General features: G+C 43.8%; 16 protein-coding genes and 1 tRNA gene. 6 read left to right on the top strand and 11 right to left on the bottom strand.

Annotation, left to right across the window (positions count from 1 at the left end; all coding sequences use genetic code 11):
- Positions 1-113: 113 nt before the first annotated feature.
- Positions 114-395 carry a helix-turn-helix domain-containing protein gene (locus NLG07_RS11915; RefSeq protein ID WP_368501244.1) on the top strand — a complete coding sequence of 94 codons (282 nt, stop codon included), beginning with the start codon at positions 114-116 and terminating at the stop codon, positions 393-395.
- Between the two features lie 132 nt (positions 396-527).
- Here NLG07_RS11915 and NLG07_RS08575 read toward each other — a convergent pair.
- Positions 528-619: transfer RNA gene (locus NLG07_RS08575), tRNA-Ser, on the bottom strand.
- A 212-nt stretch (positions 620-831) separates the two neighbouring features.
- Here NLG07_RS08575 and NLG07_RS08570 point away from each other — a divergent pair.
- The 4 genes from NLG07_RS08570 to NLG07_RS08555 all read left to right on the top strand — a co-directional run bounded on the left by NLG07_RS08570 (position 832) and on the right by NLG07_RS08555 (position 2,527).
- On the top strand, positions 832-1,497 hold the full coding sequence (locus NLG07_RS08570; protein ID WP_254855051.1) for a Bax inhibitor-1/YccA family protein: 666 nt from the start codon (positions 832-834) through the stop codon (positions 1,495-1,497).
- Positions 1,498-1,572: 75 nt separating this feature from the next.
- Positions 1,573-1,884 carry a hypothetical protein gene (locus NLG07_RS08565; protein WP_254855050.1) on the top strand — a complete coding sequence of 104 codons (312 nt, stop codon included), beginning with the start codon at positions 1,573-1,575 and terminating at the stop codon, positions 1,882-1,884.
- A complete protein-coding gene (locus NLG07_RS08560) occupies positions 1,884-2,195 on the top strand; it encodes a hypothetical protein (RefSeq protein WP_254855049.1) in 312 nt (103 codons plus the stop codon). Before NLG07_RS08565 ends, NLG07_RS08560 begins: the two co-directional genes overlap by 1 nt.
- Positions 2,195-2,527: a TusE/DsrC/DsvC family sulfur relay protein gene (locus NLG07_RS08555; protein WP_254855048.1), complete on the top strand. Its 333-nt coding sequence runs from the start codon at positions 2,195-2,197 to the stop codon at positions 2,525-2,527. The genes NLG07_RS08560 and NLG07_RS08555 overlap by 1 nt, the downstream gene beginning before the upstream one ends.
- Positions 2,528-2,531: 4 nt before the next feature.
- On the opposite strand, the gene serS is transcribed toward NLG07_RS08555, so the two are convergent.
- The 6 genes from serS to lrp form a co-directional block, all read right to left on the bottom strand.
- Positions 2,532-3,830: a serine--tRNA ligase gene (gene serS / locus NLG07_RS08550; protein ID WP_254855047.1), complete on the bottom strand. Its 1,299-nt coding sequence runs from the start codon at positions 3,828-3,830 to the stop codon at positions 2,532-2,534.
- Between the two features lie 7 nt (positions 3,831-3,837).
- Positions 3,838-4,209 carry a fluoride efflux transporter CrcB gene (crcB, locus tag NLG07_RS08545; protein WP_254855046.1) on the bottom strand — a complete coding sequence of 124 codons (372 nt, stop codon included), beginning with the start codon at positions 4,207-4,209 and terminating at the stop codon, positions 3,838-3,840.
- Positions 4,206-5,486: a replication-associated recombination protein A gene (locus NLG07_RS08540; protein WP_254855045.1), complete on the bottom strand. Its 1,281-nt coding sequence runs from the start codon at positions 5,484-5,486 to the stop codon at positions 4,206-4,208. Before NLG07_RS08540 ends, crcB begins: the two co-directional genes overlap by 4 nt.
- A gap of 3 nt (positions 5,487-5,489) precedes the next feature.
- Positions 5,490-6,164 carry an outer membrane lipoprotein chaperone LolA gene (gene lolA, locus NLG07_RS08535; protein ID WP_254855044.1) on the bottom strand — a complete coding sequence of 225 codons (675 nt, stop codon included), beginning with the start codon at positions 6,162-6,164 and terminating at the stop codon, positions 5,490-5,492.
- Positions 6,165-6,174: 10 nt separating this feature from the next.
- On the bottom strand, positions 6,175-8,619 hold the full coding sequence (locus NLG07_RS08530; protein WP_368501243.1) for a DNA translocase FtsK: 2,445 nt from the start codon (positions 8,617-8,619) through the stop codon (positions 6,175-6,177).
- Between the two features lie 80 nt (positions 8,620-8,699).
- Complete coding sequence (gene lrp / locus NLG07_RS08520) at positions 8,700-9,191, bottom strand: leucine-responsive transcriptional regulator Lrp (protein ID WP_254855043.1); 492 nt, start codon at positions 9,189-9,191, stop codon at positions 8,700-8,702.
- 123 nt (positions 9,192-9,314) lie between these two features.
- On the opposite strand from lrp, the gene ald reads away from it, so the two are divergent.
- Positions 9,315-10,442, top strand: coding sequence for an alanine dehydrogenase (gene ald, locus NLG07_RS08515; RefSeq protein ID WP_254855042.1), 1,128 nt, complete (start codon positions 9,315-9,317; stop codon positions 10,440-10,442).
- Here the strand turns inward: ald and pyrF are convergent, their stop codons facing one another.
- Genes pyrF through ihfB form a run of 4 tightly spaced genes read right to left on the bottom strand, consistent with a single transcriptional unit; the run spans position 10,443 to position 12,925 of the window.
- A complete protein-coding gene (gene pyrF, locus NLG07_RS08510; RefSeq protein ID WP_254855041.1) occupies positions 10,443-11,150 on the bottom strand; it encodes an orotidine-5'-phosphate decarboxylase in 708 nt (235 codons plus the stop codon). It lies immediately after the preceding gene.
- Positions 11,151-11,166: 16 nt separating this feature from the next.
- Positions 11,167-12,336, bottom strand: coding sequence for a lipopolysaccharide assembly protein LapB (lapB, locus tag NLG07_RS08505; RefSeq protein ID WP_254855040.1), 1,170 nt, complete (start codon positions 12,334-12,336; stop codon positions 11,167-11,169).
- A gap of 3 nt (positions 12,337-12,339) precedes the next feature.
- Positions 12,340-12,597, bottom strand: a complete 258-nt coding sequence (locus tag NLG07_RS08500) for a LapA family protein (RefSeq protein ID WP_254855039.1) — start codon at positions 12,595-12,597, stop codon at positions 12,340-12,342.
- Positions 12,598-12,646: 49 nt separating this feature from the next.
- The gene (ihfB, locus tag NLG07_RS08495) at positions 12,647-12,925 is read right to left on the bottom strand and encodes an integration host factor subunit beta (RefSeq protein WP_254855038.1); all 279 of its coding nucleotides are present in this window, start codon (positions 12,923-12,925) and stop codon (positions 12,647-12,649) included.
- Positions 12,926-12,951: the final 26 nt, after the last annotated feature.

The raw sequence follows: 12,951 nt of genomic DNA, 5'->3' as shown, positions 1-12,951 counted from the left end.
CGTTTCAAAATAATGACAGCGAGTGTATGTTATGCGAGTTTTCTTACAGATAAATCTAATAAAGTAATAATCTTAGAACATACTAATTATTAAAATAACAAGGCTAATTTTTCGTGAAATACATATCAGAACCTCAACATCTGGGGCATTTGCTCAGAAACATACGCCATTCTTTGGGTTTCACACGCGAGCGGATGTCTGACATTTTAGGTGTCACTGAGCGTACAATACAGAATTATGAAACAGGCAGTACCCGACTGACTATAGAGAACTGGGTGCGGTGTATTGTAATAGTAGAGCGACAAGTTCAAGATGCTGACAGGGCGATTAACCGCAAAAGTATACCAAAAGAAGTTGCCAAGATTGTTGAAACCATCTTGGAAGAGGATTGCTAGAGCTAATATTTATAAACACAAAAAAAGCAACTTCAGTTGCTTTTTTTGTGTTTGTCGAACCCACTGGTTCTCATCTCATCCCTCAAACCTTAAATACAAAAAACCCGCGACAAGCGCGGGTTTTTTTGTATTTGGCGGAGAGGGAGGGATTCGAACCCCCGGAAGGTTTGACCCTTCGCCTGATTTCAAGTCAGGTGCATTCAGCCGGACTCTGCCACCTCTCCGTAAGAGATGCGCATATTAAAGAGAGACCGAGGGTTTGTAAAGGAAAAATTCATTTTTTTTAATTGTTTGCCGAAGAAATGTGCATGTTGCGCAAAATTTCCACTAGACTGGGGCTTTGCGACTTTTTTACCATCGAAAAACCTTGAAAAATGAACAAAAGTCTATAAATTTAGCAATAGAAAACGTTCGCTTTAATCCATTGGAGGAAAACATGAACAGAGATACGGTATATAGTGCTTCGCATCCGTCTGTTTTAGAAACAAACAAGGTATTACGCAATACCTATATGTTATTAGCCATGACCATGCTATTCAGTGCAGTCTGTGCTGGTGTAGCAATGATGGTAGGTATCGGTCCTATCGCGAGTATTGCCATGACGATTGGCGCATTTGTCATGTTGTTTGTCGTAAACAGCAAAGCAGACAAAGCTTCTGGCCTATTTTGGATATTTGCTTTCACTGGTTTAATGGGTGGCTCACTAGGTTACATCTTAAACTTTTACGTTGGTCTTGCAGGTGGTCCTTTCATCATTATGCAAGCGCTTGGTGCAACAGCGTTAGTTTTCTTTGCTTTATCAGCTTATGTTCTGACTACTAAGAAAGATTTTAGCTTCCTTGGCGGTTTCTTAATGGTTGGTTTGGTAGTTGTGATAGTTGCAGCCCTAGCAAACATTTTCTTTGCAGTACCAGCTGTCAGCATGGCAATCAGCTCTGCTATCGTATTTATCATGTCCGGTTTAATCTTATTTGATACCAGTCGCATCATTCACGGCGGTGAAACCAACTACATCCGTGCAACAGTAAGCATGTATTTGAACATTTACAACTTGTTTACATCAATTTTGCACTTACTTGGCGTCTTTGGTAGTGATGATTAATCAGCATAACTAACGTATACTACGCCCCATTATTTGGGGCGTTTTTATTTGTATTGAGTTACATTGAGTATGACAATGAATCGCAAAAGCTTGCTCATCACCACTGAGTTAACCCGTCAAAATATTTTAGAGTTATTAAAACTCACCTTACATGATGTGAATCAGATCTTTTTTTATGGTCAAGCTCTGGCTTCTATTCAGCATTTGTCCTTAGGTCATAAGATCCAATTACATCAATGGGCACAACAAGCGGATACAGTTGGTTATTGTGGATCGGTGGTGGCTCGCTATGATTGCCATGATATCCAATTACATCATTGGCAAGAATATGGTTTGACCGAGTTTTACGCCAAATTACACGATGCCAACGCATTGGAGCAGTTCTAATGGCAGTTGTATTAGTTAGATGGCATCAGGAAAACGGTTTTGCCCACTGTATGGACGTATTTGAATTTGTTGCGGCAGCTGGCAATGTTGGACATGAAGTAATACTGGTGATTTCAGGTGAGGCACTGCAATATCTTTCAGTGGATTATGTGGATGACGTCTCCGGTAAATCCACACGTAAAATACTCAGTAGCTTACCCTTATACGACGTTGAAAATATTTATCTTAGCGAGTCTTTGCTAGACAAGCCTCAATGGATAAAGGTAGGTATTCCAAAAGACTTAAAATTTGATTATGAGGTGAAGTTTTGATGGGTTATCAGTGTGGTGACCAGTATATTGCTACCGATGAGCACGGGTACTTGCTCAATCACACTCAATGGAGTGAAACATTAGCCGAAATCATTGCGCAGTCTGAGAACATTGAACTCACCGATGCTCATTGGCAGATCATTCGCTTTGTGCGAGCGTTTTATGAGCAGTACGATACAAGCCCAGCCATTAGAGCGTTAGTCAAAGCTCTGGCTAATGAATTTGGTCCAGAAGTTGGGAACAGTAGACACTTACAACGATTGCTTCCAAAGGGTCCTGCCAAATTGGCAAGCAAACTGGCAGGTTTACCTAAACCCGCCAAGTGTCTGTAGACGATTACACCTTTGCAGTAATGCGCTCTTGTCCATTCATGTAAGGGCGTAAAACCTCAGGTATTACCACACTACCATCAGCCTCTTGGTAGTTTTCAAGCACTGCCACAAGGGTTCTGCCTACTGCCAAACCTGAACCATTAAGAGTATGCACCAATTCTGGCTTTTTAGCGCCTTTTGCTCTAAAGCGAGCCTGCATACGTCGCGCTTGAAAGTCCAGCATATTTGAACAAGAAGATATCTCGCGATAAGTATCTTGTGCCGGTAACCAGACTTCTAGGTCATAAGTTTTGCAAGAACCGAAGCCCATATCACCAGTACACAAAAGTACTTTGCGATATGGTAGCTGCAACGCCTGTAAAATACCCTCAGCATGACCGGTAAGCTCTTCAAGTGCCGCAAAAGAGTCTTCCGGTTTGACAATTTGTACCATTTCAACTTTATCAAATTGGTGTTGGCGAATAAGACCTTTAGTATCGCGTCCATAGCTTCCTGCCTCACTGCGGAAACATGGCGTGTGCGCGGTCATTTTGAGCGGCAAATCTGCCTCATCAATGATGGTGTCACGCACGATATTAGTCAATGGCACTTCTGCCGTAGGGATCAAACATAAGCCCTGCCCCTCTTCGGTAGCAGGCTTGGTATGAAACAAGTCTTCACCAAACTTGGGTAACTGCCCGGTACCGTATAAACTGTCGTGATTGACCAGATACGGCACATACATCTCTGCATAGCCATTAATTTGGGTGTGCTGATCCAACATAAATTGGGTCAATGCGCGATGTAATCTGGCCACATCACCTTTCATAACAACAAATCGAGAGCCAGTCAGCTTTACTGAACTGCCAAAATCTAATCCGTTGTCTAGCGCTTCGCTGATTTCAACGTGGTCTTTTGCTTCAAAATCAAACTCAGTGGGCTCACCAAAACGCGATATTTCCACATTATCCGCTTCATCTTTACCTTCGGGAACACTTTCATGAGGCAAGTTTGGAATGCCGGCTACGATTGCATCAATTTTTACTAGCACGGTTTCAAGCTCAGCTTTGGCTGCATCCAAATCATCGCCAAGTTGTCCAACTTGAGCTAACAATGGGGCAATATCTTCACCTGCCGCTTTCGCTTTACCGATACTCTTAGAACGCACATTCCGCTCATTTTGCAATTCTTGGGTTTTGACTTGTAATGCTTTACGTGTTTCTTCAAGGGACGCAAAGGCCACTGTATCTAATTCAAATCCACGTTGAGCCAATCGCTTAGCCGTATTGTCTAAGTCATCGCGCAATAATCTTGCATCTAGCATGTCGTGCTTATCCTTTCATAATGTGAAGCGCTAACCACGTCATACTGAAACAACAGACGAGGTTAAGTACAATGTTAAGTATGGCTTTGCCGTACTGTTCAAGTTGCAGTAATGCAACGGTGTCTAATGAGAACGTTGAAAATGTGGTTAGAGCGCCGAGCACACCAACCATCACAAAGCCTTTGATAAAAGTATCGGAATTATCCGGAAGTTGTTGGGCATAAGCAAGTGCTATTCCCAATAAAAATGAGCCAATGACGTTAACCGTTAACGTCCCAAAAGGAAAATCTTTACCTAACACAGCCATGACTTGATTGCTGATCACAAATCGCAACAAGGCACCTAGTGCCCCCCCTAAAGCCACCCATACGTATATCATGACGATTTAACCTGTGTTTCTAAATGCTTAAGATATGCTATTTTTTCCAATAGTTTTTTTTCTAATCCGCGATCATTTGGTTGATAAAAATCACCTTGCACCCCATCAGGCAAATACATCTGCCCTGGCGAGTAAGCATTCGGCTCATTATGCGCATAGCGATATTCCACACCATGACCTTGTCGCTTTGCAAGTGCGGTTGGAGCATTGCGAAGATGGATAGGTACCGGATCGTTAACCGAATCTGCAGCGCTGCGTTTTGCCAGCTTAAAAGCAGTATAGAGTGCATTACTTTTTGGTGCTAGGGCGCAGTATACACAGGCCTGTGCAATGGCTCGCTCCCCTTCTGCCGCACCCACTCGATGGTAGGTATCCCATGCATCTAAACACAATGAAAGCGCTTTTGGATCGGCTAAGCCAATATCTTCTGAAGCAATAGCCAGTAAGCGTCGCATGATGGGCGTCGGATCCGTACTAGCTTGTAAAAACCGAGCGAACCAATACAAAGCTCCGTCGCTCGAAGAACCTCGAACCGATTTGTGAAACGCAGACAACAAATCGTAATAATGGTCACCGTCTTTATCAAAATGCGGAATAGCGGCTCCGGCAGCCGCTTGCACATCAACAAGTTCAATGACGGTCCCATTTGCCTTGCCCACAGACGCAAGCTCCAAACACAGTAATGCTTTTCGCGCATCGCCATTGGCAACGTGGACAATGGCGGCTAACGCGCTATCAGCTATCGCTAATGATTGCTCAGATAAAACGGCATCTTGCTGTAACGCTCGGCTCAATAAAGAGCGAATATCCTGTTCTGTTAACGCTTCTAAGACGTAGACTCGAGTTCTCGATAGCAATGCATTGTTGCAAGAAAAAGACGGGTTTTCTGTCGTTGCACCAATAAAAGTGATCAATCCTGATTCAATCGCAGGTAAGAACGCATCTTGCTGTGCTTTATTAAAACGATGTACTTCATCAACAAACACCACGGTTGCGTATTGCTGAGCTTGCACAAGGGCTTGACGAATGTCTTTCACTCCAGCATCAATAGCCGACAATTTAATAAGTTGTGCGTTAGCGTGTTGCGCAATGATATCGGCTAAGGTCGTTTTACCTGTACCTGGCGGCCCCCATAATATACACGAGTGCAATTCACCTTGTTTAATCGCTTTGAACAAAGGTTGGTCTTTGCCAAGAATATGCTGTTGTCCGACATAGGTATCTAATGTATGCGGGCGCATGCGTTCCGCAAGTGGCGCCACAGGTGCAGTAGTCATATCCTAGATACCGCTTTGGTCGTCTACGACAAAATGTTCAGGTGTTGAAAAAACAAAGGTATCAAATGGCAACGGCTGGTCTTCTTTTATGTTATCAAAAACAAACTGAGTCCTATTTCCTTGCCCATCAAAAACCTGTACCTCTTTGAGTTGGTCATTGATAAACATCAATGTGACTACCTCATTTGCACTGCCCTGGTCGCGGTTTTTTACAATGAAGGTACGTGTTGCAATGTGTGGTTCATACTCGACGGTCACTGCAAATTGTGCCCACACCTCTGGGTCATTGGTGCTTAGCAACATCATTGGATGATCATCGACTAAGTTGGCTTGATTATAAATAGAGACTTGTTCTAAAAACATATCGGCATAAGTGATTTTAGAACCATTGGCAACCAAAATCGTTTCATCTGGAGTCATCGCATGCCAACGTAATAGCTCAGGTCTGGCCATTTTAATAGTCCCTGTGCTTTGCTGGACTAAGCTGTCTTCAGAGTTTCTGACCTCCTGGTTAAAGTCAGCTTGATATGTTTTAAAACGGTTTAGTACCGCTTGTAGTTGTACTTTTGCATCTACTACACTTTGTTTGGAAGTATGCTGTGCTGTCGGACTTGCAAATGCCCCAAACACAGTAACAAACATTGATATGAAAATAATTTGACCCATAATATGTCGCATGCAATTATCCTTAGTCTTTTGGCGCAGGTGCTGCCAATACTTCACGATTGCCATTATGTCCCGGGGCGGATACCACACCGTTAGCTTCCATCTGCTCAACTAAACGTGCGGCTCGGTTATAGCCGATGCGGAACTTCCGTTGCACACTGGAAACTGACGCTTTACGTGTTTCAGTGACAAAGGCTACCGCCTCATCAAAAAACACATCGAGTTCTTGATCACCGCCTTCTGGCTGCTCCCCAGGTAGCAATGTATCTGAGCTGGGCTCACCATTTAATATCTCATCAATGTACTCAGGCTCACCTCGAAGCTTCCAATCCGCGACCACTGCATGCACTTCATGATCGTCCACAAAGGCACCGTGCACACGCGTTGGTACGCCTGTACCTGGTGGTAAATATAGCATGTCACCCATTCCTAGTAAGGTTTCTGCGCCCTGTTGATCAAGAATCGTTCTAGAGTCAATCTTGCCCGATACCTGAAACGCAATCCGCGTGGGAATATTGGCTTTGATCAGACCGGTAATCACATCAACCGACGGCCTTTGCGTCGCAAGAATTAAGTGAATACCTGCAGCACGGGCTTTTTGAGCGATTCGAGCAATGAGTTCTTCCACTTTCTTACCGACAATCATCATCATGTCAGCAAATTCATCCACCACCACGACAATGGCCGGTAACTTGGTCAGCGTAGGTGCTGTTTCATCCATACTATCACCGGGTTGCCACAGTGGATCTGGAATGGGCTCACCCGCCTTAATCGCTTCGGTGACTTTGGCGTTGTAACCTTTTAAGTTACGCACGCCCAACATGGCCATCAACCGATATCGACGCTCCATCTCACCGACACACCAGCGCAGTGCATTGGCCGCGTCTTTCATGTCCGTCACCACTTCGGCTAATAGATGAGGAATTCCCTCATAGACCGATAACTCAAGCATTTTAGGATCAATCATGATCATGCGTACATCTTCTGGTGCGGACTTGTACAGTAAGGATAGGATCATGACATTAACCCCAACTGACTTACCCGAGCCCGTGGTACCCGCGACTAACAAATGGGGCATTTTAGCCAAATCAACCACCACAGGTTTACCTGAAATATCCGAGCCCAATACCATAGTGAGTGGACTGGCGTTCGCTTGGAACGCATCTGAGCTGATCACTTCACTCAAACGCACCATTTCACGGTTCTTGTTTGGCAGTTCTAAACCAATGACGGATTTTCCTGGGATGACTTCAACCACGCGCACGCTGATGGCAGACATTGCACGCGCTAAATCTTTTGATAAGGTGGTGATTTTGCTAACTTTCACACCAGGTGCCAAATCTAGTTCAAAACGGGTAATGACAGGACCCGGATACACACCTACAACTTTGGCTTCGATATTGAAGTCCGCCAGTTTTGCTTCAACCAATCGCGCAATGCCTTCGAGCTCTTCTTGGGTGATCGGATTTTTGATTTTATCTGGGCGATCTAACAAGTCGAATGAGGGTAATTCGCCTTCAGGTTTCGGCGCATTCGGATCGATGATTTTACTTTTTACTAAGGGCGAGTTGACAGCACCCTTTGGCTGAGAAACGGGGGACTCGTAGATTTTTTTAGGTGGTTGAGGAGCCGAGCTAATTTCAGACTCACCTGACACATCATCAATAGTAAGCTCCGCAGCCGTATCAGTATTAATTACGAGAGATGGCTCATCCTCTGCATCATCAACCTTATAAAGCGTCTCGTGTTTAATGTTAAACGGTCGGTCTTTTGCTGAGGGGGAAGCGGGTTTGATTCTAGTTATTTCTAGCTCAGTGTTGCTATCTTCCCCATCTGATTTAATCGGTATGCGAGGTAATTTTGGAAGAGAAACGCGCTGAACATGTTCCGGTAAAAGCAATACTTGTTGACCTGACCACAATGCCCCCTCGCCTATCTTATCAATAATATTGAGCCAAGATATGCCGGTAAGTAACGTAAACCCCGTCGCAAAAAAACAGAGCAATAATAAACTCGTACCGATAAAGTTAAACTGAGGTGTTAACGCACTCGCGATGATATCACCGAACAACCCACCTGCAGAAAAATAATACATATCATTAAAATTGATGCTCGCAATGCCCGTACACGCAATAATTAAAAAGACCAAACCAACGAGACGCAAAGCAATATTTAAGTAATCTAATTGCAGTATATTTTTTATTTGTTTGAAGCTAAACCAGCCAAGGAAAGCACAACCAAAGGGTATGAGATACGCGAGATAGCCAAAACTAAAAAATAACAGATCAGCAACGTGGGCGCCAATCGGTCCCATCCAGTTTTGGATATTGGGTTGCAAACCCGTTTGAGTCCAACCTGGGTCAGCTTGGTGAAAAGACATCAGCGCCAAAAAAATGAACAGAGCCAACATACAAAACACAATCATGAGTGTTTCATAGATCCGCTGTAAACCGGTCATTTTCCCCATTTTCACCTCTTATCTCTCGTCTTTGGAGTTTTTTTCAATATCTTATCACAGCAATACTCAAGATGCGTCACTTGCGACACCTATCGACGCTTTAAATCTATTTTAATACGGTGACTGTGTTTGACTTCTTCCATCACCACATAGCTGCGCGATTCGCGCACACCGGGTAACCGCAGCAAAGTATCGCCCAGTAATTTGCGATAACTGGCCATATCTGCCACTCGTGTTTTGAGTAAAAAATCGAAATTTCCAGAGACCAAGTGACACTCTTGAATATCATCTTGCTGTTGCACGGCGGCTGAAAAATCAGCAAAAATATCAGGTGATGTTTTGCTCAATGATATTTCGACAAACACCAACATGCTGGCCCCGAGTTTATTCGGATCAAGTTGGGCAAAATACCCTGTGATATAACCCTGCTCTTCGAGCCGTTTAACTCTTTCAAGACAAGGGCTTGGGCTTAATCCGACCTGTTTAGCCAACTCAACGTTGGCGATCCGACCTTGATGTTGCAATGTATTTAAAATATTTCGGTCGATACTGTCTAAGTGTTTTGGGGTTTTTATAAGCATATAAGATATCGCCATCTGGTTATTTCGCCAAATAATATACCGCAAATTAACAAAATAAGAAATTTAATCACTAAATCATTGCGCTATAATTTGCAATAAGACAGAACACAATGGATAAACATCATGATAATAGGTGTACCAAAAGAAATAAAAAACCACGAATATCGCGTTGGACTAACGCCCGCTGCGGTATTGGAATATATCAATCATGGACACACAGTCTTTGTTCAAACCCAGGCTGGAGCTGGTATTGGTTTTGGCGATGAAGATTATGTACAAGCGGGTGCGTACATTGAACAATCTGCTGCGATGGTGTTTGAAAAAGCCGATATGATCGTCAAAGTCAAAGAGCCTCAGCCAAACGAATGCAAAATGCTTCGCGAAGGACAGATTCTCTATACCTATTTGCACTTGGCGCCTGACCCAGCCCAAACCCAATTGCTAGTCGAATCAAAAGCCACTTGTATTGCCTATGAAACCGTGACGGATAAGTTCGGTAGTTTGCCTTTGCTTGCTCCGATGAGCGAAGTCGCCGGACGCATGGCCGTACAAGCGGGAGCACATTATCTTGAAAAAGCCCAAGGAGGTAATGGCACTTTATTAGGTGGCGTCCCCGGCGTAGCCCCCGGCAGAGTACTTATTGTCGGTGGCGGTGTCGTAGGCATCAATTCAGCCAAGATGGCCGTTGGTTTAGGCGCGGAAGTCACCATCATGGACCGTTCTTTACCCCGCTTACGACAACTCGATGACATCTTTCAAGGTCGCGTTAAAACTGTCTATTCTACTGCTGATGCGATTGCTGAGTATTCCTCAACGGCTGATTTGGTGGTAGGTGCGGTGTTGATTCCAGGCGCAGCAGCTCCAAAATTGCTTACCCATGAACACATTGCGAATATGAAAAAAGGCGCCGTAGTTGTGGATGTCGCCATTGACCAAGGAGGCTGTTTTGCTACCTCAAAGGCAACCACGCATCAAGAGCCAGTTTACATTGTTGATGATGTTGTACACTATTGTGTTGCAAATATGCCAGGTGGTGTAGCAAGGACCTCTACGATTGCATTGAACAATGCGACCCTGCCATTTGGTTTAGCCATCGCAAATAAAGGGGCAAAACAAGCTATGATGGAAGACTTGCATCTATTAAACGGTTTAAATGTACATCGTGGCATGGTGACTTATAAAGCCGTTGTAGATGCACTAGGCGAAGAGCTGAGATTAACCTATACCCCAGCTTTGGATGCATTAACGTAATTAAGCAATCGAGGCGTTAATTTGCTCAAGGACTGATAGAGGGTCGTTTGCTTGAGTAATTGGACGCCCAATCACCATGTAATCGACCCCAGCTTGGATGGCATCCGGTGGGGTCATTATTCTCACTTGATCTCCCACTTCCGAGCCAACTGGACGAATACCAGGCGTGACGACAGTAAAATCACTGCCACAAAGCGCTTTAATGCGCTTCACTTCATGCGCAGAACTCACCACACCATCAAAACCAGATTCTGCTGTTAACTTGGCCAGTCGCCCTACTTGGGTGGGAATACTGGTATCCGGCACAACACCTTGAAGTTGAGCTTCATCCATTGAGGTTAGAACCGTCACCGCGATCAATAAGGGTCTATCATTACCCAGAGGTTCAAGTAATTCTCGGGTATGGCTCATCATCTTACCACCACCACTGGCATGCACATTGACCATCCACACGCCCAAATCAGCCGCAGCAAGACAGGCCTTGGCAACCGTGTTGGGGATATCGTGAAATTTGAGATCCAAAAATACAGAAAAGCCTTTTGCAACTAATGGCTTTACCACATCAGGTCCAAAATACGTGAACATTTCTTTGCCGATCTTTAACTTACACAGTGAAGGATCTACTTGGTCAACAAAATTATGTAAATCGGGTAAATTGTTGAAATCACACGCTACGATGACTTTAGAATCGATATTGGATTGAGACATATTAATTTCTTCTTATTTACTCCCCGTCCAATCCTTTGATGGGTTTAACAACACTCCAGTGTTTGCATGATGGACACAACCAGTAGACTTGACGGCCTGAGAACCCACATCGTGTGCAGCGATATTTTGGACGAGCTTTAATTTGCTCAGAAACCAGTTGTTGTAAAAGATTTAAACTTTCTTTGACATTATTGTCTTGCTGACGCTCAACAAATAACCCTAGCAAGGTATTAAAACCGCGCATAGTTGGACGTTTTTGTAGTTGTTTTAATAACGTTTCAGACGCAGCTTCATCGCCAACTTCTTTCGCCAACAATGTCACTTTGGCTAGATAGGAGGTCGCACACACATCCCAATGTGGCTCAATGCTTTGTCTCAACACCTCATCATCAGACAAGGCTTTAGCACACTGCTCTAACAATGGCACCGCTTCAGAAAACCAGGACATATCTCGACCTGGCACTTCATTGAGCGCCTTAACGGCATCCCGATATTGCTCTTGTTCAATGTAAACGCGTCCTAACATTAACCATGGCCTTACCGCAGTTTTATCGACGTCTACGGCTTTACGTAAATACGGATAAGCTTCAGAAAAATCAGATAATTTAATGCATTGATTGGCCATTTCACAATAAAAATGTGCTAATTGAGTACGTACAAGCTCATTCTCAGATTGAATTTCTAACATATTCTGAGCCAGCTCAATGGCTTTGTCCCATTCTTTGGTCGTCTGATAGATCTCAAAGAGATACTCTTGTGCTTGTGATCGATGCTTATCACTGTCGAGCAATTTGATGAAGGCGTTTTCAGCCCGCTCCAAAAAACCAGCTAACATATAATCACGGCCTAACTCGGCTAAAGCATTTTCTCTTGGAGTGCCCTGTAGCTCATCCCTTGATACTAAGTTTTGATGGATGCGAATTGCACGGTCTAACTCCCCGCGATGCCGAAAAAAATTCCCCATAGCAATATGGGTTTCCACGGTATCATTATTGAGTGAGATCATTTTAATAAAGGTATCAACTGCCTTATCTGGTTGATCAGACAGCAAAAAGTTCAAACCTTTATAATAATGACGTGAGAGAATAGTGGATTGTTTTCGTTGTGCTTTGCGCACGCTGTTGCGCCCCATAATCCATCCATACCAAACGGTCACAGGTAGCAATAAAAACACCAATTCAGGCATTAATTAGTCTTCTTTTTGTAATCTTTTGACTTGGCTTTTAAGGCTACTCACTTGCCATGATAATTTCAACCAATTAAAGAACATTGTCAGCATCCCAATGACAACACCCGCCCCTAATGTAATTGCCATCAAGGTGGATTCACGCATCTCAGATTGCGCAATCAAATAGTTGATGGTAATAACGTCTTGGTTACGTGAGCCCATTACAATAGCAAACACCAAAACCAACACTAATAACAAAAAGGTCAACAATCCCTTCACTTAAATCTCCTTTGCTGAATTGAACACATTAAACTCTATTTTAGTGAGTTTACAGATCAACCCGATCGCGTAATTCTTTGCCCGGCTTAAAATGCGGTACGTATTTACCTTCAAGTTGTACCGACTGTCCCGTTTTGGGGTTGCGTCCGACTCGAGGCTCTCGATAGTGTAATGAAAAGCTACCAAACCCACGGATCTCAATGCGTTCTCCACGCTGAAGGGTTTGCGCCATATATTCAAGTAACTCTTTTACTGCTACTTCAACATCACGACTCTGCATAGATGAAGATACATCCATTAAACGTTCAATTAACTCAGATTTAGTCATATACCGTCTCTCGCACATTGGCCATG

The sequence above is a fragment of the Alteromonas sp. LMIT006 genome (assembly GCF_024300645.1).
Taxonomy (GTDB): Bacteria; Pseudomonadota; Gammaproteobacteria; order Enterobacterales; family Alteromonadaceae; genus Opacimonas; species Opacimonas immobilis.
This window is presented reverse-complemented; position numbering and strand designations above follow the sequence as displayed.

Coding starts and splice junctions, on each gene's coding strand:
- NLG07_RS08570 (WP_254855051.1), top strand. CDS start 832: ATGAACAGAGATACGGTATATAGTGCTTCGCATCCGTCTGTTTTAGAA.
- NLG07_RS08565 (WP_254855050.1), top strand. CDS start 1,573: ATGAATCGCAAAAGCTTGCTCATCACCACTGAGTTAACCCGTCAAAAT.
- NLG07_RS08560 (WP_254855049.1), top strand. CDS start 1,884: ATGGCAGTTGTATTAGTTAGATGGCATCAGGAAAACGGTTTTGCCCAC.
- NLG07_RS08555 (WP_254855048.1), top strand. CDS start 2,195: ATGGGTTATCAGTGTGGTGACCAGTATATTGCTACCGATGAGCACGGG.
- serS (WP_254855047.1), bottom strand. CDS start 3,830: ATGCTAGATGCAAGATTATTGCGCGATGACTTAGACAATACGGCTAAG.
- crcB (WP_254855046.1), bottom strand. CDS start 4,209: ATGATATACGTATGGGTGGCTTTAGGGGGGGCACTAGGTGCCTTGTTG.
- NLG07_RS08540 (WP_254855045.1), bottom strand. CDS start 5,486: ATGACTACTGCACCTGTGGCGCCACTTGCGGAACGCATGCGCCCGCAT.
- lolA (WP_254855044.1), bottom strand. CDS start 6,164: ATGCGACATATTATGGGTCAAATTATTTTCATATCAATGTTTGTTACT.
- NLG07_RS08530 (WP_368501243.1), bottom strand. CDS start 8,619: ATGGGGAAAATGACCGGTTTACAGCGGATCTATGAAACACTCATGATT.
- lrp (WP_254855043.1), bottom strand. CDS start 9,191: ATGCTTATAAAAACCCCAAAACACTTAGACAGTATCGACCGAAATATT.
- ald (WP_254855042.1), top strand. CDS start 9,315: ATGATAATAGGTGTACCAAAAGAAATAAAAAACCACGAATATCGCGTT.
- pyrF (WP_254855041.1), bottom strand. CDS start 11,150: ATGTCTCAATCCAATATCGATTCTAAAGTCATCGTAGCGTGTGATTTC.
- lapB (WP_254855040.1), bottom strand. CDS start 12,336: ATGCCTGAATTGGTGTTTTTATTGCTACCTGTGACCGTTTGGTATGGA.
- ihfB (WP_254855038.1), bottom strand. CDS start 12,925: ATGACTAAATCTGAGTTAATTGAACGTTTAATGGATGTATCTTCATCT.